This is a genomic window from Burkholderia sp. FW306-1C-G01B (genome assembly GCF_058781685.1).
In genome coordinates, this window is sequence record NZ_JBYSWZ010000019.1 from 77,933 (window position 1) to 102,855 (window position 24,923).

24 protein-coding genes are annotated in these 24,923 nt (G+C 66.5%); 19 read left to right on the forward strand and 5 right to left on the reverse strand.

The features are described 5' to 3' along the window. Window positions 1–80: 80 nt before the first annotated feature. From AC3WLY_RS30550 to AC3WLY_RS30585, 8 genes are all read left to right on the forward strand, one after another. On the forward strand, window positions 81–1,190 hold the full coding sequence (locus tag AC3WLY_RS30550; protein ID WP_492309392.1) for an ABC transporter substrate-binding protein: 1,110 nt from the start codon (window positions 81–83) through the stop codon (window positions 1,188–1,190). A 25-nt stretch (window positions 1,191–1,215) separates the two neighbouring features. Beyond that, window positions 1,216–2,091 (forward strand): ABC transporter permease, encoded by an 876-nt coding sequence (locus tag AC3WLY_RS30555; protein ID WP_492309393.1) that lies wholly within the window; start codon window positions 1,216–1,218, stop codon window positions 2,089–2,091. Between the two features lie 21 nt (window positions 2,092–2,112). Further along, window positions 2,113–2,907: an ABC transporter permease gene (locus tag AC3WLY_RS30560; protein WP_492309394.1), complete on the forward strand. Its 795-nt coding sequence runs from the start codon at window positions 2,113–2,115 to the stop codon at window positions 2,905–2,907. Window positions 2,908–2,940: 33 nt separating this feature from the next. Then, on the forward strand, window positions 2,941–3,669 hold the full coding sequence (locus AC3WLY_RS30565) for an NAD(P)H-dependent oxidoreductase (protein ID WP_174383918.1): 729 nt from the start codon (window positions 2,941–2,943) through the stop codon (window positions 3,667–3,669). Window positions 3,670–3,697: 28 nt separating this feature from the next. After that, window positions 3,698–4,447 carry an electron transfer flavoprotein subunit beta/FixA family protein gene (locus tag AC3WLY_RS30570; protein ID WP_492332746.1) on the forward strand — a complete coding sequence of 250 codons (750 nt, stop codon included), beginning with the start codon at window positions 3,698–3,700 and terminating at the stop codon, window positions 4,445–4,447. 16 nt (window positions 4,448–4,463) lie between these two features. Continuing rightward, on the forward strand, window positions 4,464–5,411 hold the full coding sequence (locus tag AC3WLY_RS30575) for an electron transfer flavoprotein subunit alpha/FixB family protein (protein ID WP_492332745.1): 948 nt from the start codon (window positions 4,464–4,466) through the stop codon (window positions 5,409–5,411). A gap of 64 nt (window positions 5,412–5,475) precedes the next feature. Then, complete coding sequence (locus AC3WLY_RS30580) at window positions 5,476–6,114, forward strand: MarC family protein (protein WP_492310566.1); 639 nt, start codon at window positions 5,476–5,478, stop codon at window positions 6,112–6,114. A 52-nt stretch (window positions 6,115–6,166) separates the two neighbouring features. Beyond that, entirely contained in the window at window positions 6,167–7,768 is a 1,602-nt protein-coding gene (locus AC3WLY_RS30585) for a 5-guanidino-2-oxopentanoate decarboxylase (protein WP_492310567.1), read from the forward strand. Between the two features lie 87 nt (window positions 7,769–7,855). Here AC3WLY_RS30585 and AC3WLY_RS30590 read toward each other — a convergent pair whose 3' ends face one another. Further along, window positions 7,856–8,512: a TetR family transcriptional regulator C-terminal domain-containing protein gene (locus AC3WLY_RS30590; RefSeq protein WP_492310568.1), complete on the reverse strand. Its 657-nt coding sequence runs from the start codon at window positions 8,510–8,512 to the stop codon at window positions 7,856–7,858. A gap of 238 nt (window positions 8,513–8,750) precedes the next feature. On the opposite strand from AC3WLY_RS30590, the gene AC3WLY_RS30595 reads away from it, so the two are divergent. From AC3WLY_RS30595 to AC3WLY_RS30645, 11 genes are all read left to right on the forward strand, one after another. Further along, complete coding sequence (locus tag AC3WLY_RS30595; RefSeq protein ID WP_174384232.1) at window positions 8,751–9,557, forward strand: ABC transporter ATP-binding protein; 807 nt, start codon at window positions 8,751–8,753, stop codon at window positions 9,555–9,557. A 71-nt stretch (window positions 9,558–9,628) separates the two neighbouring features. Next, complete coding sequence (locus tag AC3WLY_RS30600) at window positions 9,629–10,426, forward strand: transporter substrate-binding domain-containing protein (RefSeq protein ID WP_213267022.1); 798 nt, start codon at window positions 9,629–9,631, stop codon at window positions 10,424–10,426. Between the two features lie 55 nt (window positions 10,427–10,481). After that, entirely contained in the window at window positions 10,482–11,198 is a 717-nt protein-coding gene (locus AC3WLY_RS30605) for an ABC transporter permease (RefSeq protein WP_492310569.1), read from the forward strand. Between the two features lie 61 nt (window positions 11,199–11,259). After that, window positions 11,260–11,955, forward strand: a complete 696-nt coding sequence (locus AC3WLY_RS30610; RefSeq protein ID WP_492310570.1) for an ABC transporter permease — start codon at window positions 11,260–11,262, stop codon at window positions 11,953–11,955. 53 nt (window positions 11,956–12,008) lie between these two features. After that, on the forward strand, window positions 12,009–13,202 hold the full coding sequence (locus AC3WLY_RS30615) for a pyridoxal phosphate-dependent aminotransferase (RefSeq protein ID WP_492310571.1): 1,194 nt from the start codon (window positions 12,009–12,011) through the stop codon (window positions 13,200–13,202). Between the two features lie 41 nt (window positions 13,203–13,243). After that, window positions 13,244–14,254 (forward strand): succinylglutamate desuccinylase, encoded by a 1,011-nt coding sequence (locus AC3WLY_RS30620; protein ID WP_492310572.1) that lies wholly within the window; start codon window positions 13,244–13,246, stop codon window positions 14,252–14,254. Window positions 14,255–14,587: 333 nt separating this feature from the next. Next, complete coding sequence (locus tag AC3WLY_RS30625; protein ID WP_492310573.1) at window positions 14,588–16,966, forward strand: MCP four helix bundle domain-containing protein; 2,379 nt, start codon at window positions 14,588–14,590, stop codon at window positions 16,964–16,966. Between the two features lie 22 nt (window positions 16,967–16,988). Then, the gene (locus tag AC3WLY_RS30630; RefSeq protein ID WP_492310574.1) at window positions 16,989–17,717 is read left to right on the forward strand and encodes a methyl-accepting chemotaxis protein; all 729 of its coding nucleotides are present in this window, start codon (window positions 16,989–16,991) and stop codon (window positions 17,715–17,717) included. Further along, window positions 17,714–18,286: a hypothetical protein gene (locus AC3WLY_RS30635; RefSeq protein ID WP_492310575.1), complete on the forward strand. Its 573-nt coding sequence runs from the start codon at window positions 17,714–17,716 to the stop codon at window positions 18,284–18,286. Before AC3WLY_RS30630 ends, AC3WLY_RS30635 begins: the two co-directional genes overlap by 4 nt. 22 nt (window positions 18,287–18,308) lie before the next feature. Then, window positions 18,309–19,268, forward strand: coding sequence for a chemotaxis protein CheX (locus AC3WLY_RS30640; protein WP_425130796.1), 960 nt, complete (start codon window positions 18,309–18,311; stop codon window positions 19,266–19,268). 35 nt (window positions 19,269–19,303) lie between these two features. Beyond that, complete coding sequence (locus AC3WLY_RS30645; RefSeq protein ID WP_060238818.1) at window positions 19,304–19,669, forward strand: response regulator; 366 nt, start codon at window positions 19,304–19,306, stop codon at window positions 19,667–19,669. Between the two features lie 465 nt (window positions 19,670–20,134). On the opposite strand, the gene AC3WLY_RS30650 is transcribed toward AC3WLY_RS30645, so the two are convergent. From AC3WLY_RS30650 to tssF, 4 genes are all read right to left on the reverse strand, one after another. Then, window positions 20,135–20,752 (reverse strand): DUF746 domain-containing protein, encoded by a 618-nt coding sequence (locus AC3WLY_RS30650; RefSeq protein WP_175958831.1) that lies wholly within the window; start codon window positions 20,750–20,752, stop codon window positions 20,135–20,137. Window positions 20,753–20,854: 102 nt separating this feature from the next. Beyond that, window positions 20,855–21,958: a type VI secretion system protein TssA gene (locus tag AC3WLY_RS30655; RefSeq protein WP_425130797.1), complete on the reverse strand. Its 1,104-nt coding sequence runs from the start codon at window positions 21,956–21,958 to the stop codon at window positions 20,855–20,857. Beyond that, a complete protein-coding gene (gene tssG / locus AC3WLY_RS30660) occupies window positions 21,955–23,028 on the reverse strand; it encodes a type VI secretion system baseplate subunit TssG (RefSeq protein WP_492310576.1) in 1,074 nt (357 codons plus the stop codon). The genes AC3WLY_RS30655 and tssG overlap by 4 nt, the downstream gene beginning before the upstream one ends. After that, window positions 23,028–24,917: a type VI secretion system baseplate subunit TssF gene (gene tssF / locus AC3WLY_RS30665; protein ID WP_425130798.1), complete on the reverse strand. Its 1,890-nt coding sequence runs from the start codon at window positions 24,915–24,917 to the stop codon at window positions 23,028–23,030. Before tssF ends, tssG begins: the two co-directional genes overlap by 1 nt. Window positions 24,918–24,923 lie beyond the last annotated feature (6 nt).

The window sequence follows — 24,923 nt, forward strand, 5'->3', positions numbered from 1 at the left end:
CGCCGTCGTCGCCGGCAGATTCGCCGGTGCCCGGAAACGACGAGACGCGTGCGGGCGCTGCCCAGCCTGGAGGAGACACCATGACGAACCGCTATCTGCAGGACCTGCTCGACCAAGCGCGCGAGTTTCAAACCGCGACATCGCAGCGCCGCCGCGACTTCCTCCGGCTGTGCGTGGCCGCCGGCCTCGCGCCGACGCTGCTGGCGGCGAGCGCGAAGGATGCGCTGGCCGCGAATCCGAAGGAGATCGTGCTCAGCGCGTGGGGCGGCGAGGCGCGCTCCGCGTTCCGCTCCGCTTACATGGACCCGTTCACGAAGGCGAGCGGGATCAGGATGGGTTACGACTCGTCGCCGGAGGACGGCAAGATCAAGGCGATGGTCGAGAACCGGAACGTGATCTGGGACGTGATGGATCTCGACGGCTTCGCGGCGATAAAGCTCGGCAAGCAGGGGTTCCTGCGGCCGATCGATTATTCGGTCGTCGGCCGCAATACGTTGCCGGGGCTCGCATCGGATTTCGGCGTGCCGTCATACCTGCTGAGCTACGTGCTCGTCTACGACGCGCGCAAGTTCGGCGCGAATCCGCCGAAGAACTGGGCCGATTTCTGGAACGTCGGCAAGTTTCCGGGCAAGCGCGGGCTGTGGAAGTGGATGGGCGGCGCGCTCGAGGCCGCGCTGATGGCCGACGGCGTCGACAAGGACAAGGTCTACCCGATCGACGTGCCGCGCGCGCTGAAGAAGCTCAAGGAACTGCGCTCGAACGTGCTGCTGTGGGATTCCGGCGCGGACAGCCTGCAACTGCTGCGCAACGGCGAAGTCAGCATGGCGTGCATCTGGCATACGCGCGCGAACGTGCTGCAGCGCGAAAGCAGCGGACGGTTCCGCTATACGTGGGAGCAGGGGCTCGCGTCGTGCGACGTGTGGGGCGTGCCGAAGAACAATCCGTCGGGCGACGCCGTCTGGCAGTTCATCAAGTTCGTGCAGGGCGTCGAGCCGCAGGTGCGCCTGCTGTCGCTGCTCGGCAACGGGCCGGTGACGCCGGCCGCGACGGCCGCCGTGCCGCAGGCGCTGCGCGCGGACAATCCCGGCACGCCCGAGAACTGGGCGAAGCAGTGCAAGGTGAATCCCGAGTGGTGGGCGCAGCATTACGAAGCGACGCTCGCGCAGTACACCGACCTGATGTCGTCCTGAGCCGCCGCCTCGTGAGCGTGACGCGATGAATACCCTGTCTTCCCCTGTCGCGGGCGCCGCCCCGCTCGGCCGCGCGAAAGCCGACCGCTACTGGCTGCTCGTCGTGCCGCTGCTCGCGGTGCTGATCGTGCTGTACGTGTATCCGCTCGTGCGCGTGCTGTGGCTCGGCTTCGCGGTGCCTGAACCCGGCCTGCACAACTACGTGCGGCTGCTGGAAAACCACGGCGTGCACCGCGTGCTGTGGACGACGCTGCGCGTGTGCGCGGTCACGACCGTGTGCTCGGTCGCGCTCGGCTACGCGATCGCGTATGCGATGGCGCACGTCGGGCCGCGCCAGCGGATGGCGCTGATGTTCGGGCTTCTCGTGCCGTTCTGGGCGTCGGTGCTGGTGCGCGCGTTCTCGTGGTTGTTCCTGCTCGGCGAGCAGGGGCTCGTCAACACGCTGCTGATGGGCATCGGGCTGATCGACGCGCCGCTGCCGCTGATGCGCAACGAGATCGGCGTCGTGATCGGGATGATCCACTTCATGATCCCATACGCGGTGCTGCCGCTGTACGCGAACATGAAAGGCATCGACCCGCAGCTCGCGCGCGCGTCTCAGGGGCTCGGCGCAGGCGCGCTCGTCACGTTCCGCAAGGTGTATTTCCCGCAGACGCGGCCGGGCATCGTCGGCGCGGCGATCCTCGTGTTCATCTTCTCGCTCGGCTTCTACGTGACGCCGGTGATTCTCGGCGGCGGCCGCACGGTGATGATCGCCGAATACATCAGCACGCAGATCCTGCAGCTCATGAACTGGGGCAGCGGGGCGGCGCTCGCGTCGCTGCTGCTCGCGTCGATCCTGGCCGCGCTCGCGCTGCTCGCGCGTTTCGTCGACCTGCGCGAGCTGTTCGGCGCGCGCTGAATCCGACCGGAGGAATCGAAGATGAAGACCAGACTGACGGCCGGACGCGCGCTGGTGATCGGCATCGCATGGGCCGCGATCCTGTTCCTGATGCTGCCGCTGCTCGTGTCGGTGCCCGTGTCGCTGACGCCGAGCGACTACCTGTCGATGCCGGACGGCGCGCTGTCGCTGCGGCACTACCGCGTGCTGCTCGACGACGACGGCTGGGTGTCGAGCTTCCTGCAGAGCGGGCTGATCGCGCTCGTTTCGTCGGCGATCTCGGTAACGCTCGGCACCTTGTGTGCGATCGGCTTGTGGAAGGTCGCATCGCGGCGCGGCGAGCTCGTGCGCGGCGCGATCCTGTTTCCGCTGATCGTGCCGCCGATCGTGTCGGCACTCGCGTTCTACCGGCTGTGGGGCGAGCTCGGGATGCTCGACAGCTACCCGGCGGTGATCCTGTCGCATGTCGTGCTGTCGGTGCCTTACGTGGTCGTCGCGGTATCCGCATCGCTCGCGACGGTCGGCCTGCGGATCGAGCAGGCGTCGCGCAGCCTCGGCGCGAACCTGTCGCAGACGCTGCGCTACGTGATCCTGCCGTCGATCCGGCCCGGTGTGCTGTCGGCGGCCGTGTTCGCGTTCATCCTGTCGTGGGACGAACTGGTCGTCACGCTGTTCATTTCGAGCCGGGGCGTCTACACGCTGCCGCGCCGCATGTGGGACGGGATGCGCGAGAACGTCGATCCGGCGATCGCGTCGGTCTCCACGCTGTTGCTGGCCGCGACCTGTGTCGCGATCGGCCTGTCGCTGCTGCGCAGGCGCGCGGCCGGGCCCGTCTGATTTCAACGTTATGTCGCGGAGAAAAAAAGCACCATGAAAGTCCTGATCGTTCACGCCCATCCCGAACCGCAGTCGTTCACGACGTCGATGCTGCACCGCGCGGTGAGCACGCTCGAAGCGCAGGGGCATACCGTGACGGTGTCCGACCTGTACGCAATGCAGTGGAACCCGGTCGCGAGCGCGGCCGATTTCGGCGTGCGGAAGAACCCGGACTATCTCGTCTACGCGCTCGAGCAGCGCGAAAACGTCGCCGCGCACGCGATCGCGCCCGACATCGCCGCCGAACTCGACAAGCTGGTCGCGTGCGATCTGCTGATCCTGAGCTTCCCGCTGTTCTGGTGCTCGATGCCGGCGATCATGAAGGGTTGGGTCGACCGTGTGCTCGTGTCGGGCAAGGTGTACGGCGGAGTGCGTTTCTACGATCGCGGCGGGATGCGCGGCAAGCGCGCGCTGCTCGCCTATACGTGCGGCGGCCGCGACTACATGTTCGGCGCGGACGGCGTGCACGGCGAGATGGACCTGATGCTGCGCCACGTGCTGCGCGGCACGCTCGGTTATGCGGGCTTCGACGTGCTGCCGTCGTTCGTCGGCTATCACGTGCCGTATATCGGCGACGCCGAGCGCGCGGCCGTGCTCGAACGGTACGACGCATACCTGGCGCAGCTCGACCGGCTCGAGCCGATGGCGTTTCCGACGCTCGACGATTTCGACGGCGACATGCGGCCGCGCGAACGCGCGCCGCAGGAAGCCGCGCAGGACTGAACGATTCGATTCCGGGGGATGAATGAGCATCAAGGTACTGGTGGCAGTGAAGCGGGTGGTCGATTACAACGTGAAGGTCCGCGTGAAGTCGGACAACACGGGCGTCGACATCGCGAACGTGAAGATGTCGATGAACCCGTTCGACGAAATCGCCGTTGAAGAAGCGGTGCGCCTGAAGGAAGCGGGCGTCGCGACCGAAGTGATCGCGGTGTCGGTGGGCGTCACGCAGGCGCAGGAAACGCTGCGCACGGCGCTGGCGATCGGTGCGGATCGCGCGATCCTGGTCGAGTCGAACGACAGCGTCGAGCCGCTGGCCGTCGCGAAGATCCTGAAGGCGCTGGTCGACAAGGAACAGCCGCAGCTGGTGATCCTCGGCAAGCAGGCAATCGACGACGATTCGAACCAGACGGGCCAGATGCTGGCTGCGCTGGCCGGCCTGCCTCAAGCGACGTTCGCGTCGAAGGTGACGGTCGCGGACGGCAAGGCCACGGTTGCGCGCGAAGTCGACGGCGGCGCGGAAACGCTGTCGCTGACGCTGCCGGCGGTGATCACGACCGACCTGCGCCTGAACGAGCCGCGCTACGTGACGCTGCCGAACATCATGAAGGCGAAGAAGAAGCCGCTGGAAACCGTGAAGCCGGAAGACCTGGGCGTGGACGTCGCGCCGCGTCTGAAGACGCTGAAGGTGGTCGAGCCGCCGAAGCGCGCGGCCGGCGTGAAGGTGCCGGACGTGAAGACGCTGGTCGAGAAGCTGAAGACCGAAGCCAAGGTGCTGTAAGAGGGAGCGCAAAGAAATGACGATTCTGGTGATTGCAGAACACGACAACGCGTCGATCAAGGCCGCGACGCTGAACACGGTGGCAGCGGCGGCCGAGGTTGGCAAATTCGTCGGCGGCGACATCCACGTGCTGGTCGCGGGCCACAATGCGCAAGCGGCTGCAGACGCAGCAGCGAAGATCGCAGGTGTTTCGAAGGTGCTGCTGGCCGACGCGCCGCAGCTCGAAGCGGGCCTCGCGGAAAACGTCGAAGCGACCGCGCTGAACATCGCGAAGGACTACTCGCACATCCTCGCGCCGGCCACGGCGTACGGCAAGAACATCGCGCCGCGCATCGCCGCGAAGCTGGACGTCGCGCAGATTTCGGACATCACGGCGGTCGATTCGGCCGATACGTTCGAGCGCCCGATCTACGCAGGCAACGCAATCGCGACGGTGCAGTCGAGCGACCCGATCAAGGTCATCACGGTGCGTGCGACGGGTTTCGATCCGGTGGCGGCCGAAGGCGGCAGCGCTTCGGTCGAGAAGATCGAAGCGGCAGCCGACGCAGGCAAGTCGCAGTTCGTGAGCCGTGAAGTGACGAAGCTGGACCGTCCGGAACTGACGTCGGCAAGCATCATCGTGTCGGGCGGCCGCGGTCTGGGCAGCGGTGAAAACTACACGAAGGTGCTCGAGCCGCTGGCGGACAAGCTGTCGGCCGCACTGGGCGCATCGCGCGCGGCAGTCGACGCCGGCTACGTGCCGAACGACTACCAGGTCGGCCAGACCGGCAAGATCGTCGCGCCGCAGCTGTACATCGCGGTGGGCATCTCGGGTGCGATCCAGCATCTGGCAGGCATGAAGGATTCGAAGGTGATCGTCGCGATCAACAAGGATCCGGAAGCGCCGATCTTCAGCGTGGCCGACTACGGCCTCGTCGGCGACCTGTTCTCGATGGTCCCCGAACTCCACGCCGAACTCGGCTGACGGCGAACCGCAACCGCGATGCCATTGCGCCTCTCATCCACCCGACCGCATCCGAGTGCGAACGATGACCCTGACGTCGAGCGACGTGCTGCTGTTCCTGACGGGCCTGCTGACGCTGTTCTGTCCGCCTGTCGCGATCCCGATGTACGCGGCGGTCACCGGGCATTTCCCGGACGCGACGCAGCGGCAGATCGCGTTCAGGCTGTTCGCGTGGATCGCGACGCTGATGGTCGGCGCGGTATGGGGCGGGCAGTTCCTGCTGCGCATGCTCGGCCTGACGCTCGGCGCATTGACGCTGACGGGCGGCCTCGTGCTGTGCCTGTGGTCGATCCCGATGATGCGCGGGACGGCGAACGACGAGCGCAGCGGCGGCGACACGCGGCTCGAGTATGCGCAATGGCGCAACTGCATCGCGGTGCCGCTGATCTTCCCGCTGTCGATCGGCAGCGCGGTGATGTCGCTCGTGATCACGACCGCGACGCGCTTCCATACGCCGGCCGACCTGCTGGCATTGAGCGCCGCCTGCGTGCTGCATGCCGGCGTGATCGGGCTCACGTATGCGTGCTCGGCGTCGTGGTGCCGCCGGCTCGGCGAGATCGGCCGGACGCTGGTCGAGCGCTTGTCCGGCATCGTGCTGACCGCGATCGCGTTCCAGATGCTCGCGCAGGGCGTCCGCGAACTGCTGCCGGGGCTCGCGCATTGACGGCAGCGGCCGGCGTACGATCCTGAAACCTGTCCTGAACCATGGAACCCTTATGAGAACAGTAGGCATGTACCTCGTCGACCTGCTCGCCGCCTACGGCGTCGACACGGTGTTCGGCATTCCCGGCGTGCATACGATCGAGCTGTACCGCGGCCTGGCCGGCAGCGCGCTGCGTCACGTGAGCGCGCGCCACGAGCAGGGCCTCGGCTTCATGGCGGACGGTTATGCGCGCGCGACCGGCAAGCCCGGCGTGTGTTTCGTGATCACCGGGCCCGGCATGACCAACATCGCGACGTCGATGGCGCAGGCCTATGCGGATTCGATTCCGATGCTGGTCATCTCGAGCGTCAACGCGTCCGGCGACATCGGTTCGGGCAACGGCCATCTGCACGAATTGCCGGACCAGCATGCATTCGCGGAAAACGTCGCCGCGTTCAGCTACACGGTGCCGCGCGCCGACGCGCTGCCGCAGGCGATCGCGCGCGCATTCGCGGTGTTTTCGGGCGGCCGCCCGCGCCCCGTGCATATCCAGATTCCGCTCGACGTGCTCGCGGCGCCGGCCGCTGCATTGCCGCCCGTGCCGGCCGCGCCGCCGCGCATCGCGCCGGGCCCCGCGTCGGCCCACGGCATCGACGCATTCCGCGCGAAGGCGGTTGCCGCGCGCGCGCCGCTGATCCTCGCGGGCGGCGGCGCGCTCGACGCGGCCGACGACGTGCGCTGGCTCGCGGAAACGCTCGACGCGCCGGTCGTGATGACGATCAACGGGCGCGGCGTGCTGCCGCCCGCGCATCCGCTCGGCATCGCCTGGTCGGCGTCGAGCGACGCGGTGCGCGCGCTGATGCGCGACAGCGACCTGATCGTCGCGCTCGGCACCGAGCTGGGGCCGACCGACTACGATCTGTACGCGACGCGCAGCTCCGCGATGCCTGAGCCGCTCGTGCGGATCGACATCGACCCGCAGCAGTTGTGCCGCAACGCGGTGCCCGCGCTGCCGCTGCTCGGCGACGTCGGCGAAACCGTGCGCGCACTCCGGCGCATCTGGCCGGCCGATGCGCCCGCGCGCACGGACGGCGACGGCATCGAACGCGCGGCGATGTGCCGCGCGGCGGCGCGGCAGGAACTGAACGACGAGATGCGGCGCGACCTCGCGCTGCTCGACAGCGTGCGCGACGCGTTGCCCGATGCGGCGATCGTCGGCGATTCGACGCGCATCGTCTACGCGGGCAACGTCGGTTTCGCGGCGTCGCGCCCGCGCAGCTGGTTCAACGCGTCGGTGGGATTCGGCTCGCTCGGCTACGGGCTGCCGGCCGCCGTGGGCGCGAGCATCGGCGACGCGTCGCGTCCGGTCGTCTGCGTGGCCGGCGACGGCGGGTTCCAGTACACGCTCGCGGAGCTCGGCACCGCGGTGCAGCATCGCGCGCGCGTGATCGTCGTGCTGCTGAACAACGGCGGGTACGGGGAGATCAAGCGCGCGATGGTCGACGGCGGCGTCGAGCCGGTCGGCGTGGATCTGCACACGCCGGATTTCGTCGCGATCGCGCGCGCGTACGGATGGGGCGCGCAGCGGGTCGAAGAGGGGACATCGCTGGCCGGTGCACTGAACGAAGCGGCCGCCCACGACGCGCCGTACCTGATCGAGATCCGCGCGGCCTGAATGCGCGAACGGTCTTGCTGTGCGAGGCCGTCGTTCCTGCCGCGGGTTGCCCGGCGGCGCTTGCGCACGTTATACCCATTACACCCATTACGCCCGTTTGCGGGCCGTCTTCGGCGGCGGGAGGAACGTATCGACGACGCGCAGGCAGCTCGTCAGCGCGTCTTCCGCGGTGAACGACGTCGGGTCGCGCGCCAGCTCCAGCCAGAAGCCGTCGATCACGGCCGTCAGCGTCAGTGCGGCGAGATCGCTGTCGACGGTGCTGCCGCGCACTTCCGCGATCTGGTCGAACAGCTTCTTCAACGCTTGCCGGTAGCCGCTGTACAGCTCCTTGTGCGCCTTGCGGATCACCGGGTCGCTGTGCGCGACGCTCCAGAAGCCGAGCCATACCTTCACGTTCTTCGGCGCGAACACCGGCGCGGCGAAACAGACCCTGATGATCGCATCGAGCTTTTCCTCGGGGCCCGTCGCGTTCGCGGCCGCCGCGCGCGACACGTCGAGCAGGTCGGTCGCGAGTCGCTTGTAGGTCTGCGCCATCAGTTCGTCTTTCGACTGGAAATGATGATTGATCAGCCCGCGCGATACCTTCGCTTCCGCACAGATGCGGTCGATCGTGGTCTCGGAATAGCTGTAGCGCGCGATACAGCGCATCGTCGCGTCGATGATCGATTGCTGACGTACCGCGGGTGTTTCTCTGATGCCGCGGCTGCGTGCCTGAACCGGTGCCGTGCCAGGAGTCTTTTTCACGTGTTGACCTTACGGAATCGTCATGGAACCGATTATAGGGGAGTGCCGGACGCTTGTTCAATTACAGCAGTGAAAGCGTCGCGAAACCCGCGAAAACCCTCGCTCCGGATTTTTTTAAAACTGTTGAACCACTGTTCAACAGAGCCTATACTCGACTTCGCATGAGGTTGGTCGGCCATTCAACAAGACGCCGCGATCCCACGCGGGACGGGCGTGAGAATTCGACACAGGAGACAGCATGTTGGCGCGGGTGGAGAGCGTGAAAGCGAACGTCGAGGAACGCGTGCAGGTGGAAGATCTGCACAAGCGGTTTGGCGAACTGGAAGTGTTGAAGGGCGTGTCGCTGAGCGCGCACGAAGGCGAGGTGATCTCGCTGATCGGCGCGAGCGGATCGGGCAAGAGCACGCTGCTACGCTGCATCAACCTGCTCGAGACGCCGACCCGGGGGCGCATCGTCGTTGACGGCGAGGAGATCGGGCTGAAGGTCGACCGCAAGGGGCGCACGGTGCCGACCGATCCGCGCCAGGTCGAGCGGATCCGCACGCGGCTCGGCATGGTGTTCCAGAGCTTCAACCTGTGGGCGCATCGCACGGTGCTCGAGAACGTGATCGAGATGCCCGTGCACGTGCTGCGCGAACCGCGCGCCGAAGCGATCGCGCGCGCCGAGCAACTGCTCGAACGCGTCGGCCTGGCCGACAAGCGCAACGTCTATCCGGCCTTCCTGTCCGGCGGCCAGCAGCAGCGCGTCGCGATCGCGCGCGCGCTGGCGATGCGGCCGAAAGTCATGCTGTTCGACGAGCCGACCTCAGCGCTCGATCCCGAGCGCGTCGGCGAAGTGCTGAAGGTGATTCGCGATCTCGCGTGCGAAGGCCGCACGATGATTCTCGTCACGCACGAGATGGCGTTCGCGCGCGACGTGTCGAACAAGGTGCTGTTCCTGCACCAGGGGCGCGTCGAGGAGAGCGGCACGCCGGCGGAAATCTTCGACGCGCCGCAGAGCGAACGCTGTCGCCAGTTCGTCAACGCGCACCGGCAGCACCACTGAACCACGGGAGCCGCCCGCGAGCGCGCGGGCCGGCCCGCCCGATCCGTATCTTTCCCGCAAGGAGTCCGACCATGAAACGCGTCGTACGCAGTCTGCTGTGCCTGTTCAGTCTCGTCGTCGCGGCGCTCGCGCCGCTCGGTTCCGCGCATGCGTCGTCGGGCGTGCTGCGCTTCGGCGTCGCCGCCGAACCGTATCCGCCGTTCCTGATGAAGAGTCCGACCGGGCAGTGGAGCGGTTTCGAGGCCGACCTGATCCGCGCGCTGTGCGACCAGATGAAGGCGAAGTGCGAGATCAAGGAAGTCGCGTGGGACGGCATCATCCCGGCATTGCTCAGCGACAAGATCGACGTGATCTTCAACTCGATGTCGATCACGCCGGAACGCCAGAAGGTGATCGCGTTCTCGCGGCCGTACTACGAGACGCCGGGCACCTTCGTCGGCGCGAAGAACACGAAGCTCACGCTGACGCCCGACGGCCTGAAGGGCAAGGTGATCGGTGTGCAGGGTTCCACCGCGAACGCCGAGTTCATCAAGATGGCGTACGGCAAGAGCGCGACGGTGCGCCTGTACAACACGCAGGACGACTGCAACGCGGACCTCGTCGCGGGCCGGATCGACACGATATATCTCGACCAGCTCGGCATCCTCGATTTCCTGAAGTCGAAGGATGGCTCGACGTTCGAGCTGAAGGGCCCCGGCAGCGTGAAGATGGATCCGGCGATCTTCGGCTACGGCGTCGGCGCGGGGATGCGCAAGGCCGATGCGCCGTTGAAGCAGCAGATGGACCAGGCGCTCGAACAACTGCATGCGTCGGGCAAGTACGCGCAGATCGCGAAGAAGTATTTCCCGATCGACCTCTGGCCGCACTGATCGCGCGGATACGGGAATACCGGGACACGAGCGCAAGCACGGACGAGGAGGCGGCATGGACGGTTGGGGATGGGTGCGCTACCTGGGCATGGACCCGGACGGCTGGGGCGTCGCGCTGCTGCAGGGCGCGGGCGTGACGCTCGAGATTTCGCTCGGCGCGTTCGTCGTCGGCATCGTGCTCGGGTTGCTGGGTGCGGCCGCGAAGCTGTCCGGCGTGCGTGTGCTCGAGCGGATCGCACAAGCCTACACGACGCTGTGTCGTGCGGTGCCCGAACTGCTGCTGATCCTGCTGCTCTACTACGCGGGCACCGACGCGATCAACCTGCTGATGACGGCGATCGGCGTCGGGCCGGTCGCGGTCAACGGTTTCGCGGCGGCGGTGATCGTGCTCGGCATCGTGCAGGGCGCGTACGCGGCGGAGATCATCCGCGGCGCGATCCTCGCGATCCCGTACGGGCAGATCGAGGCCGGCCGCGCGTTCGGCGCGCGGCCGGCGCTCGTGTTCCGGCGCGTGACGCTGCCCGCGATGGCGCCGTACGCACTGGCGGGCTTCGCGAACCTGTGGCTGATCCTCGTGAAGGACAGCGCGTTGATCAGCGTGGTCGGCTACAGCGAGCTGCTCTACACCGCGAAGCAGGCGGCCGGCTCGACGCGCGAGTACCTGCACTACTACCTGATGGTGGCGGCCGTGTATTTCGCGATCACGTCGCTGTCCGGTGTGCTGTTCCGCGAAATCGAGCGCCGCTTCGGCCGCTGGATGCCGGCATCGTGAGCCGCGCCGCGCTTTCCCGCACGCCTTCCCACGCACTTTCCCATCGAACCGGATCAACGTCATGGATCTGAGCGTACTGTCCTCCTACGGGTCGCTGCTGCTGCTCGGCGTGCTGACCACCGTCAAGCTGCTCGTCATCTCGGCCGTATTCGGCTTCGGGCTCGCGATCGCCGTCGCGTTCGCGCGACTGTCGCCGAACCCGGTCGCCGCGCGCGTCAGCAAGGGTTTCACCGAGGTGATACGCGGCACGCCGCTGCTCGTGCAGATCTACCTGATCTACTACGGCGTCGGCTCGCTGTTCGCGGGCTGGCCCGCGCTGCGCGACAGCGTGTTTTGGCCGTTCCTGCGCGACGGCTTCTGGTATGTCGCGTTCGCGCTCGTGATCAGCGTCGGCGCGTATGTCGGCGAGGTGCTGCGCGCCGGCCTGCGCGGCGTGCCGAAGGGCGAGATCGAGGCCGCGCGCGCGATGGGGATGCGCCCGTCGATGATCGCGCGCCGCGTGTGGCTGCCGCGCGCGATCCAGATCCTGCTGCCGACGCTAGCCGGCGAGACCGTGATGTTGCTGAAATCGACGGCGCTCGCGTCGACGGTCGCGGTGATGGACGTGCTCGGCGCCGCGAACTACATTCGCGCGCAGACGCTGCGGACCTACGAGCCGTTGCTGGCGATCGCGGTGATCTATGTCGCGCTCGCGTTCATGATCGAGCGCGCGTTCGGCCGGCTCGAGCGGCGCGTGCCCGTGCGCATGCCGCGCTGAATGAACCCACTGACGGCGCGGCGGCCGGGCGGGCGCCGCGCGATGGAGGACGCATGAACTATTCGAAGCTGGTTGATCGCCTGCAGGGCAAGCGCACGACCGCATGGGACATTCACTATGCGGCGCAGCAGGCCGTCGCGGCCGGCGAGCCGGCGATCGTCCTGAGCGTCGGCGATCCCGATTTCGCGACGCCCGACGTGATCGTCGAGCGCGCGGTCGCCGCGCTGCGCGGCGGCGACACGCACTACAGCGAAGTGCGCGGCCGCGCCGAACTGCGCGCGGCGATCGCGCGCGAGCACGCGCAAGCGTCGGGGCAGGCGGTCGGCCCCGAGCACGTGATCGTGACGGCCGGCGCGCAGAACGCGCTGTTCGCGATGGCGATGTGCCTGTGCGAGGCGGGCGACGAGGTGATCGTGCCGGAGCCGATGTACCTCACCTACGAGGCGAGCGTGCGTGCGTCGGGCGCGACGCTTGTGCCGGTGCCGGTCGATGCGTCGCGCGGCTTTCATCTCGACTTCGACGCGCTCGAAGCGGCCTTGACGCCGCGCACGAAGGCGATTTTCCTTGCGACGCCATGCAACCCGACCGGCGTCGTGATGCCGCGCGCCGACCTCGAACGGATCGCGCGGCTCGCATGCGAGCGCGATCTGTGGGTCGTGTCCGACGAGGTGTATGCGGCGCTGACGTTCGAGCGCGACATGGTCAGCATCGCGTCGCTGCCGGGGATGGCCGAGCGCACGGTGACGCTCGGCAGCCTGTCGAAATCGCATGCGATGCCGGGCTGGCGGGTCGGCTGGGCGATCGGCCCGACGGAACTGATCGAGCATGCGGAGCGGCTCGCGCTGTGCATGCTGTACGGGCTGCCGGGCTTCATCCAGCAGGCGGCCGTCACCGCGCTCGACAACCGGGCCGCGATCGTCGCGGACATGCGCGAACTCTATCGGCGCCGCCGCGATCTCGCGTACGCGCGCCTGCGCGACGTGCCGGGGCTGCGCTGCCTGCTGCCGGAGGCCGGGATGTTCATGATGGTTGACGTGCGCGGCACCGGGCTGGACGCGCATGCATTCACGTGGGGGCTGTTCCGCGCGAAGCAGGTCGCGCTACTCGACGCCAGCGCGTTCGGCGACACCGCGTCGGGCTTCGTGCGCTTCGGCTTCGTCGTCGACGAAGCGCGACTGACCGACGCGTGCGAGCGCATCGCGGCCTTCGTCGCAAGCCTCGGCGCCGCTTCGCGTTCGTCGTCGTGAATCGTCGTGAATGACGCACCGGTCCTGAAGGGGGAAAGACGATGATCGAAACGCTGACGTGGCAGGTGCCGGGCGACAACGGGCAGCCGCTCGCGATCCGCGCGTGGCGGCTGTCGGCCGGCGACGGGCCGCGCGTGCACCTGCAGGCCGGCGTGCATGCGGACGAGATCGCGGGCATGCTCGTGCTGCATCGGCTGCTGCCGCAACTGTGCGCGGCGCACGATCGCGGCGTGTTGCGCGGCACGGTGACGGTCGTGCCGCAGGCCAACCCGCTCGGGCTCGCGCAGTTCCGGCAGGGGCGGCTGCTGGGCCGATTCCACGAAACGACGCACCGCAATTTCAACCGGCATTTCCACGAATCGGCGGCGATGCGCCGGCCCGCGACGACATTTGCCGCGTGGCAGCGCACGCTGCTTGCCGCCGCGTGCGACGCCGATATCGTGCTCGATCTCCATACCGATTCCGAGGCGCTGCCGTACGTGTATCTGCATCACGAACTGTGGCCGGCCGGCCGCGACCTCGCCGCGGCGCTCGGTGCCGATGTCGCGATCCTGTGGGACGAGGACGACGACGGCGCGTTCGAAGGCGCCGTCGCCGCGCACTGGGCGCGCGACGGCGGCCTGCGCGACCGGCTCGTCGCGACCGTCGAGCTGCGCGGGCAGTCCGACGTATCGGACGCGCTCGCCGAGCGCGACGCCGACGGCGTGCTCGCGTTCCTGCGCGGCCGTGGCGTGATGGCGGAATCGCCCGGCGTGCTCGACTGGCATGGCGAAGCCGTGCCGATCGCGAACATGGAGACGGTGATCGCGCCCGTGTCGGGCGTGCTCGTCTACGAACGCGAACTCGGCGCGACGGTCGAGGCCGGCGAGCGCGTCGCGCGGATCGTCGCGCATCCGGGCGTGCCCGGCAGCGAGCATGTGCTGGTCGCGCCGCAGGCCGGCCGTATCGTCACGCGCAACCGCGAGCGGCTGGTCGCGCAGGGCGACGTCGCGTTGAAGCTGACGGGTTCGCGGCCGTCGGCCGGTTGGTCGGGCGGCGCGCTCGATCCGTGAACGACGACGCGACAATGAATCGACTCGCACGATAATGCGCAAACGTTTTACCGTTATTCAATAAAATCGATTGGGCGGAACGCGAATAAAACAATGAATATCCGTTACTCCGCCGATTCGGCAAACTCCGCAGCGTTGGTGGTCGGGTGTTAACGGCAAACCCGCAAAGAACTTTAGCTTTTTCCTGCCGTAATTAATCATTCCAATTTCCTCAATGATCGATTGATTAACGGTCATCGGACAGTCATACACCATCCCCGATAATTCGCCGCTCATATTCTTTCAATAGACCAAACGGCGATCGAAGCCGGATCGCTGCGGGGAGCTGTACTCATGACCATCCGTCATCGCATTACGCTGCTAGTCGTCCTGACGTTCTTCGCGCTGTCCGCGATCGGCATCTATGCCGTGTACCAGACGCGCAAGAGCGCGTCCGAGGTGCGCCAGGTTACCCAGGGCATCGTGCCGAGCGCGCTCGCGTCGGCCGATCTCGTCGCCGAGGTGAAGAACATCCAGATCGCGACGATGACGCTCGTCTATGCGCCCGACGCGAATACCGCCGCGCAGGCGCGCGACGAGCTGAAGGCGAAGCAGGCCGCGCTGCGCGCCGCGCTCGACGCGCAGGCGAAATCTGCGGTCGGCCGCGCGCAGGAAGGCCTCGTCGCGCAGGCGAAGGACAGCGCCGCAAACTATTTCGCGGCGATCGACGACACCGTCAAGATGAAGGCCGACGGCAAGGCCGAGATGGCGCAGGCCTACCTGTTCGCGAACGTCGCGCAGTATCGCGACGAACTCGAAAGCATCGTCGACACGCTGCGCGTCGAGAAGAACCGCCAGAAGGACGACGCGATCAGCGCGCTGAACGGGATGCTCGCGACGACGGCAACCGCGATCGCGGGCGTCGCGGGCACGGTGATCGTGCTGCTGACCGCACTCGGCTTCGTGCTGTATCGCCAGATCACGCGTCCGCTGATCGGGATGCAGACGATGATGAGCGAGATCGCGACGAGCCAGGATTTCACGCGCCGCGTGCCGGTGGGCCGGATGGACGAGATCGGCCATTCGATCGTCGCGTTCAACGGGATGATCGAGAAGATCCAGGAGAACGCCGCGCAGCTCAAGCAGAAGACGGCGGACATCCAGGCTATGCTGCAGAACATGCAGCAGGGGATCCTGACCGTCGTCGAAGGCGGCGTCGTGCATGCGGAGTATTCGGCGTACCTCGAAACCATCTTCGAGACGAACGACATCGCCGGCCGCGACCTGATGGCGCTCGTGTTCGACGATTCGGCGATCGGCGCCGACGCGCGCTCGCAGGTCGATGCGGCCGTGCACGCGTGCCTCGGCGAAGACAGCATGAACTTCGAATTCAACGCGCACCTGCTCGTCAACGAAGTCGCGAAGCGGATGCCGGACGGCCGCGAGAAATGGCTCGACCTGAGCTGGTCGGCGATCACCGACGAGACCGATACGGTCGTGCGCCTGATGCTTTGCGTGCGCGACGTGACCGAGATTCGCGAGCTGACCGCGCAGGCCGGCGAGCAGCAGCGCCGCCTCGAGATGATCGGCGAGATCCTGTCGATCAGCCAGGACAAGTTCCACGACTTCGTGCACAGCGCGAAGGGCTTCCTCAGCGAGAACGAGCGGATGATCCGCCAGCACGAGCGCGCCGATCATTCGATCGTCGCGGCGCTGTTCCGCAACATGCATACGATCAAGGGCAATGCGCGCACGTACAGCCTGCAGCACCTGACGAACATCGTCCACGAAGCGGAGCAGGCATACGAATCGCTGCGCCGCGCGGACGGCGGCCCCGAGTGGAACCGCGATGCGCTGATGGACGACCTGGCCCGCGTGCGCGAGGCCGTCGAACGCTACGCGACGATCAACGCGGTCACGCTCGGCCGCAGCGGCGAACCGGCGCAGGGCGGCACCGACTACCTGATGGTCGAACGCGCGCACATCAGCGAAAGCCTGCGCGTACTCGACGGCGCCGATCCGGCGAACGCGGCCGACTGGCAGGCGGCACGCGATGCCGTGCGCCGCATGCTGAGCCAGCTCGGCACGCAGGGCATCGGCGACACGCTTGGCGGCGTGATCGAGTCGCTGCCGTCGCTCGCGGCCGAACTCGGCAAGCCGGCGCCCGTCGTGCATATCGACAGCCACGGCCATCGCGTGCGCAGCGAGATCGGCGCGACGCTGAAGAACGTGTTCATGCACCTGCTGCGCAATTCGATCGACCACGGGATCGAATCGTCCGAAGAGCGGCGCGCGGCCGGCAAGGCGGCGTCCGGCACGATCGACATCGCGGTCGGCGTCGGCGGCGGCGAGTTGTGGTTCGTGTTGAGCGACGACGGCCGCGGCCTCGCGCTCGACCGGATTCGCGGCATCGCGCGCGAGCGCGGGTGGATCGATGCCGGCAACGAAGCGGCGCTCACCGACGAAGCGGTGGCCGAGCTGATCTTCCGGCCGGGCTTCTCGACCGCGCACGCGGTAACCGAGGTGTCGGGGCGCGGCGTCGGCATGGATGCGGTGCGCAGCTTCCTGAAGCGCGACGGCGGCGACATCGCGCTGCGCTTCACCGACGATCGCGTCGGCGCGCCGTATCGCGCGTTCGAGACGATCGTGTCGCTGCCCGCGCGCTTCGCGGCGGACGGTGCCGGTCACGGCGCCGCGCACGAGCGCATTGCAGACGTCGGCGCAGCGGAGTGATGGCGTGATCGTGGAGGCGTGGATGATCCCGATTGCCGCCGCGCTGGCGGGCGGCTTCGTCGTCGCGGTGGCGGCGGCGGTCGTGTTTCGCGTGATGCGCAAGCGGCTTGTCGCGGCGCTGGAACGCGACGCGCATGCGTTGCGCGGCGCGCTCGACGCGGCCGGCGCGAGGGCGGCAGAAGCGGCGTCGGCACATGCCGAAGCCGCCGACGCATGGGCGCAACGCGAGGCGCAGCTCGAGGATGCGCTGGCGCGCGAGGCGTCCGCGGCCGGTGCGCAGCGCGACGCGCTGCAGGCGCTGTCGGCGAACCGCGCCGCGCTCGCGCAGCATGCGATGAAGATCGCCGACGAAGCCGCGCGCCTGCGCGGGCTCGCCGGCACGTTCGAGCGCTGGCACGAGCAGATGATCTCGCTGACCACGCAGAACCAGGACATGCGCTCGAAGAACCAGGAGCTGTCGGCGATCGTCGCGCACGTGTCGATCGTGTCGCTGAACGCGTCGATCGAGGCCGCGCGCGCGGGCACGGCCGGCCGCGGCTTCTCGATTGTCGCGAGCGAGGTGCGCGGGCTGGCCGCGCGCTCGCAGGAGCTGTCGAACAGCTATCGCGACAGCCTGAACCGCAACGATCTCGTGACGGCCGCGACGTTCCAGGACATCCAGGCCGGCGGCAAGATGATCACGGCCGCGCTAGCGACCGTCGAGACGCTGGCCGGGCAACTGCACGCGCGGATCGAAGGAGCGGCGGCGTGATCAGCGCGCAGGCGAAAGCCGGCTTCGAGCGGATCTTCTTTGATGCGGCGCGCACGCGGCTCGCGTCCGGCGGCGCCTGCGAGATCCGGCCGTCGGCCGGCGATGCGCCCGATTCTGCGCGCGCGACTTCGCGATCGAAACCGAAGGTGCCCGAGTACGTCGTGGTGCTGACGATCTCGGCGCTGCATTTCCGCCTGCTGCTCGCGCTGCGCTTCGGCGACGACGATGCGACGCGCGGCCATTTCTCCGGCGCGATGGCGGGCACGAGCGGCCAGCGGCCGCTGCCCGAAGCGTTCATGGAAGTCGCGAACCTGTGCTGCGGCGCGATCAACCAGGCGCTGACCGTGCCGTTTCCCGATCTGGGAATGTCGACGCCTTCCCTGCTGAGCGGCGCGAGCATCGACTGGCTGCCCGCGCTCGCACCCGATTACGCGGCCGCCTACGATCTGACGCTCGACGGCGACGTGCGGGTCGGCGCGACGCTGTGCGTGTGTGCGAACGCACCGGTCGATTTCCATGTGCCGGAAACGGCCACGGTGGATACCGGCGGCGAACTCGAACTGTTCTGATCGACCATGAGGAACCCTTGAGATGACCGAAGACCAACCCGTCAGCAAGGTGCTCGTGCTCGACGACAGCCGCACGCATGCCGATGCGATCAAGCGTTTCTGCGACGAGCACAACCTGGTCGGCCTGACCGTGCGGCGCAGCCGGCTGCTGAAGGTGCTGCGCTCGAATATCGATCTCGGCGCGATCCTGCTGGCCGAGGATTACGGCGGTTCGCCGGTCGAGAGCGCGATCATCGCGACGCAGATCGACGCGCTGCGGCCCGAGCTGCCGATCATCCTGCGCCGCGAATCGCTCGCTTCGCGCGACGGGCTGCCCGACGCGCTTGCGCGGGTGGCATGCGCAGCCTACGTCGCGGACGACATGACGCCGCTCAAGCGCGCGATCGACGAATACCTGTTCGGCCGCGACTACCCGAACGCGCTCGTGCGCGGCATCTCGGAGATCACCGAGGCGCGCATCGACAGCCTGTTTCCGGACATGACGATCGAGCACGAAACGCCGTGCATCGTGCGCGACCAGATCATCTTCGGCGAGGTGTTCAGCCTGATCGCGCTCGAAAGCGCGTGGTGCCGCGGCTACATGCTGCTGCAGACGAGCGAGCAGCCGCTGCTCGACATGCTCGGCGGCACGCGCGACGACGGCCGCGCGCCAGACTTCCGCGACGTGAACAGCCTGCTCGGCGAGCTGACCAACCTCGTGTGGGGAGCGTTCAAGAACCGCTATCTCGGCGACGCGGAGGCGCTCGCGCGCCATCCGGTGCAGGTGCCGCTCGTCGTCAATCACAAGCAGAAGTTCATTTCGTTCGGCGGCGACTGTCCGCAGCTCTGTTTCAAGTACCGGATGACCGACCGCGCATCGGGGCGGTCGGTGCAGCTCGATCAGCGTTTCGTGTTCAGCCTGAGCTGGTCGCCGGAGGATTTCCGCGAATCGGTACAGGACGTGGGGCCGATGGTCGAATCGGGTGAACTCGAACTGTTTTGAATGTTGAAGTAGTCACAACGAAAGAGGAACACGGCATGGCAAAGATTCTGGTGGTCGACGATTCGGGCACGGTGCGCGATGAAGTCGCGGGTTTCCTGCGCAATCACGGGCTCGACGTCGCGACGGCGGTGGACGGCAAGGACGGGCTCGCGAAGCTCAAGGCGACGCCCGGCGTGCGCCTCGTGATCAGCGACGTGAACATGCCGAACATGGACGGCCTGACGATGGTCGAGAAGATCCGCGGCGAACTGGCGAACGCGTCGGTCAACGTGGTGATGCTGACGACCGAAAGCAGCCCGGCGATGAAGGAGCGCGGCAAGGCGGCCGGCGTGAAGGGCTGGATCGTGAAGCCGTTCAAGGGCGACGCGGTGCTCGACGCGCTGAAGAAGCTCGCGGGCTGAGGGTGGGTCGGAGAGCGCGGCGACGGGAGCATCCTGTGCTATGGGGTTGTATCGAGAGAATCGTCACGGCCGGTGTACATTCGATGAATTGTATTTACATCGTGTCTTTCGCGCGTGCCGGCCAAGATGAGTCGGACGTTGTTGGGCGACGAGGCATAGGCACGAATCGAGTTCGTATTACCGGGCAAGGAAGGCAGTCGGGGGCGAACGGCGGCGAACAGTCGTTGGTTTGTCGAAGCCGTTTTCCTGGATCGATCAAACGTGCTGCCTGTGACACGATTTTCCGAAGGACGTCGGCCGATGGCACATGGTGTACTTGCGCTTCTTGTGGTGGCGTCGTCAAGGTGTGTGGGAGCGCATGCCGCGCGCAGTATCCGACGAGCTGGAGATCAAATGTATTAGCTAGGACAGCACCGACGGGTGGTCGGGCCGGTACGCCAGTGTTTGTGCATTGCAGTACGGGAACTAGCGTTCACGCGGCGTGGGCTTTTGACCGAGGCGCACGCGGGCCACGTAGTGTCCCGATGGATCGAGCGTCCACAGCAAGGCGCGCAGGCGTCGTAGCCACGACAACACCGTCGCTCGCGTGACGTGCATTTCGGCGGCGACCGAGTCGAGCGGATGTCGATGCGCTAGATAAGGTAGGAATTCAAACAACTTCTCCTTGTTTTTCAGATTTTGAATTGACGTGCCGTGAAGACGCGTGAAGGTTCGGTTGCAAGCGTCACAGCAAAATGTGGGAATGGGGTAGCTGCTGCTGCTGCGATAAACGAGCCACGTGTTGTCGCTTGCGCACCTCGGACAAGATGGCGGGGCGGGATCATCGGACAGGATCTGCCTAATGGCGCGTGTGAGAAACGCTGTCAACTCGGGATCGTCCGTGCGGCGAAGCGACGTATCGCTCGCCTCCATTCCGAAGCGGTGCCGAAAATGCCGGGCCACCTGATCCAGGCTGATTGACCACTGCGCCATGAGCTCAGTGATCTGATCGAGCGGACCACCCACTTCCTGTTCGCGGGTGATCCGAATTTCCGCGTCGAGGCGATCGAGTTCGCTCTGCAGTTCTGCTGCTGTCTTCGTCATCTCGTTTTTCCAACTTCGCGCTGAATATCGGGCCTTCCCTCGCTGTCCAGCGTGTCTGCACACCTGTGTATCCACACGGGCTAGGCAGCAAGATGTCCGTTGCTATCCACTCTCGGTTTCTTCCCACTGCGCCAGCAGCTCGGCTGGAATTGCCGTGACGACCTCGGCGTAAGGCTTGCCGACGAACTGCTCCGCACGTTTGAGCAACACAGGAATCGGGCTGCTGGGTTCGTGGGTCTCGAACCACGTTCGCGCCGTACGAATCAGAGCGAGCGCGGCCTGACGGTCCGCCGGTGCGGATCTCAGTTGGGCCGTTATGCGCTCGGTGGCGCTAACCGATCCGTCATTCGGCGGTTCGAGCGGCGCTGACGCATCACTTCCTGATGATTCGCCGGAGACCGATGGGGGATCATAGGATTCTTCCAACTGCTCGATCGCGTTCGCCGATGCGGGCGCATTCAACCTGCCGAGGAGCCGCGTGAGCGACGACAGCTCCGGCAGGTAGCCGTCGAGATGCACGGCGCACCATGCATCGATTGCAGCGAGATGCGTAATCGCATCGTCGAAACCTGCCATCACTTCGGGCTGTTGCGCGCGCACATCCTGCAACTGCTGCGTAACGGACTCGGGCGCGAGAGCATCGGCGGGGCGGGGATGCGCAAACGCACGCTCGACATCGCGCACCTGCAGCCGCGCGAGCGTCGACTTCGAAAGCACGATCTCGCGCACGTCGGCGAGCAGTCCGTCCGGATCAGCGAGCGCCTGTATCGCATTCATCCGCATTTCACGTGCGGCGTCGCGCCCACCGTCGACATCGGGCTGTGGATGCACCTGTTCGGCAAACGCATCGAGCCAGGCGGCCAGCAATCCTGTGCCATCTGCAAGACCTGCGGCACCGGCGAGCCGCGTGCGGCTTCGCGTGTACAACACAGCGACTCGAATATCCTTCGTGCGCAGCATGAGCCGCTGGCAGTCGCGTTCGATCTCGCTCCAGTTGACCGGATCGGGGGCACCGACGAATGCGCCGTACTGCACGTCCTGCCTGGGCGCCGCACTCGCGAACAGCACCACGAAATCGTGGTCATATTCGAGGTCGGGGCCGCAGGGCATGGAGTTGCTCACGGGCGCGAGCCAGTCGTGATGCGGCGTGTCCTTCGCGGTACCTTTACCGGATATGGACTGTCGGGGTGACTGCTTTTTGCTCATGGTCGATTGTCGGATTCAGTCGTGTGCTGTTCGAAATGTCGCACGTAACGCTCGGGCTCGAACCGCATGCCGGTAATCGGCCGGTCGGGGTTCGGACGGCCCAGCCACCCGGACCACCCCATGCGCTGCCGGCCGCCCATGACGGCTGGTGGCGCACTTTCGGGTTTGATGCGCAGCTCGAGCTCCCATTCCAGTTCATAGCCAACGAACGCACGCACCCATTCGACGAGACGCGGCAGATCCTGGCCCAGTGGCGTGAAGCGCAGATATGCGTCGAGATCGACCGGGCCGATCACGATGCGGAATCGGTGCTGACGGTCCGGCGCTACGCGCCCGAGCATTGCTGCCTGCCCCATCGTCGCGGCCGGACCAGGGCGCCCCATGCGTCCTTGATCGACTGGATCGATCGCGATCCAGTGGAACACGTTCTCCTCGATCGCTATCGGCACGCCGAAGTAGTGATCGAGTGTGGCGCGAAGTCCATCCGAGTTGCGCGATTCGCGTACGAGATGTGCTGATGCGGCAAGTCGCGCGTGGGAAGGCAGGGGGCGCCGGCCGATTTCGGCGGTATCGAGGCCCGTGAGGCTCGCGATGTAAAACGAAAACTGCTCGTCGTCTTTCCGGTCGAGGCCGGCCGTCGACTGTGCCGATGCCCACGCGCGATAGAACAGCGTCAGGAAGCGGTGATGGAAGATGTCGAGGAAGTCGACCGTCGTCGTGTCGCGACGGCCCTCTTCGCGTTCGCGTGCCCATTCGGTTACATGGATTGGCAATGGCCCGTTCGGCCCGAGCATGCCGAGACCGAAGAGCCGCACCTTGAGTCGTCCCGCTGCTTCCTGGACGCTGGCGATTTCGCGCGGCGCGAAGGCGAGACTGGGTTGCTGACCGAGCCGGAACGGCTCCGCCTGCGGCCGGCGCGCGGTGCCGACCGGATCGACGGTGGAGTTCGCACCGACGCGTCGCAACAGCGACAGGAACCCGAAGCGCCACGGCTCCATTTGAAGACTTTCCAGCAGGTCGGGCGAGAGCGTGCTGTCGCGCACGAGCGCCGGCAGGGTGGCACGTTTCATCACAGCACTCCGCGTGTCCCGGTGCGCACGGGCCAGCGTGCGATACGGCCACGCTGCATCGAATGCAATTCGGTCTGCGTGAAGCTGTTGATCGACACGTGCCGTGCCAGCCAGTGCTCGAGAATCGTACCGAATAGATAGGGGCTGACGCCGGAGAAGCCTGCCTCGTCGACCGTCACTGCACACTCGATGCCACGCCCGAACGTCATCGGACCCGTGCCCGGCAGCTTGCGTGTTACCGGGCGAGTCTTGACGCCGACGAGGCTTTCGACTTGCCGCGAATGTTCGTTGTTGTCGTTCGAAAGGTATAGGCGCAGCAGGTCGCGTAGTCCCTGACCGCCGTCACGGTGATCGAGACCTTCGAGCGGCAGGTAGTTGAAGTTGAGCTGGCGGATCAGGCGCCATGCCATCTCTCGCTCCGCATACGGGGCTTTGGGCGGACTCGGCGGGCGAATGAGACCGATGCTTTCGACGGGTGCGGACTCCTCCATTGCCAAGTCACGCACGCCGTCGCGCGGCACGAGCGTGGCGAGATCCCGGTTCGTCAGCAGCGCATCGACTGACAGGAAACGGATGTCTTCACCGTAGGGAGCCTCGTTCTGGTCAACCAGCGAGAGAAACACTTCGGTGCCGACATAAGGGGTTCGCGTGCCGTAACGGCGAGCCGAATCGGACGCGAGCCGCCGTTCGCGCCGTGTCGAGAAGTACCGCCCGTGGTTACCTTCGTCGTTGTTCAGCGTTTGATACAGCGGACGGAATTCCAGTTCGTCCGAGGTCGCTGCGACCTGCCCGTACACCGTCTCTACCGAAAACACTTCATAGTCCAGCGGTGCGAGTCGCGCGGGTACCAGATGAAATTCGGTCTCGCGGGGAGAAATCTCGATGCGATCCGTGTGCCGTTTGAAGAGGTTGATGACGGGCGTGCAGAACAGCGCGAAGCGCGACGCGTCGACAAGGTTCGCGAGCTGGCCCGGCGCCCGGTCGAGCAGCACGACGATTTCGACCTCGCGACCGTTCACGCGGGACAGGCCTTCGGCAAGGCCGTTGAGTGCGAAGAACCAGAACCGTGCCGGGCACGCGAAGTATTCGTGCAGCAGGTTGTGTCCGTGGAACTTCGTCCAGGTGAGTGGCAGCAAGTTCTGATCGGTGCACAAACCCTCGTGTTCGACCGCACCGTGAATCACGGCGGCGGGAGAGCGGCCCGGTACGCCGAATTCTCCGGGCGCGGCAATCACGGATGCGACGCCGGCGACGTGCAGCAGCTCGAACAGGTGCGAGGCGACCTGTTCGTCACCGGCCAGATACACGGGCAGCCGGTCGAGCCCCTTCAGATCGGCGATGCGAACGTCGCCGGTCGTCGCCAGCCGCAGCCGCAATGCACCGCGCACGTGTCGGTCGGGCGGAACATGGCGGTCGAGCGCCGGAATGTCGGGCGGAATGCCCGTCAGGCGCGCATCGGTGATTGTGAGCGGCCAGAGCGTGACGTCCTGTCCGCTCGTAAACTGGCAAGCGGTTTTTTCGCCATCCGGAACCCGCGCCTTGAACGACGTGCCGCGCGCAATACGATAGCCGGCGGCCAGATTGCCTTCGGCCTGACCGGGATACAGGCGCGCGACCGAGATCGACGGCGTGGGCGCGACGTAATTCGGGTAGATCACTTCCAGCAGCCGCCCCGTGAAGCGCGGAAACTCGGCATCGAGCTTGAGCTGCAGGCGCGCGGCCATGAAGCAGAACGACTCGATCAGGCGTTCGACGTAGGGGTCCGCCACTTCACCGGCCTGCATGCCGAGCCGGCGCGCGATTTTCGGGTGCGCCTGTGCGAACTCGGTGGCGAGCTCGCGCATGTAGATGAGTTCCTGGTTGTAATAGTCGAGTAGTCGCGGGTCCATCGGAAA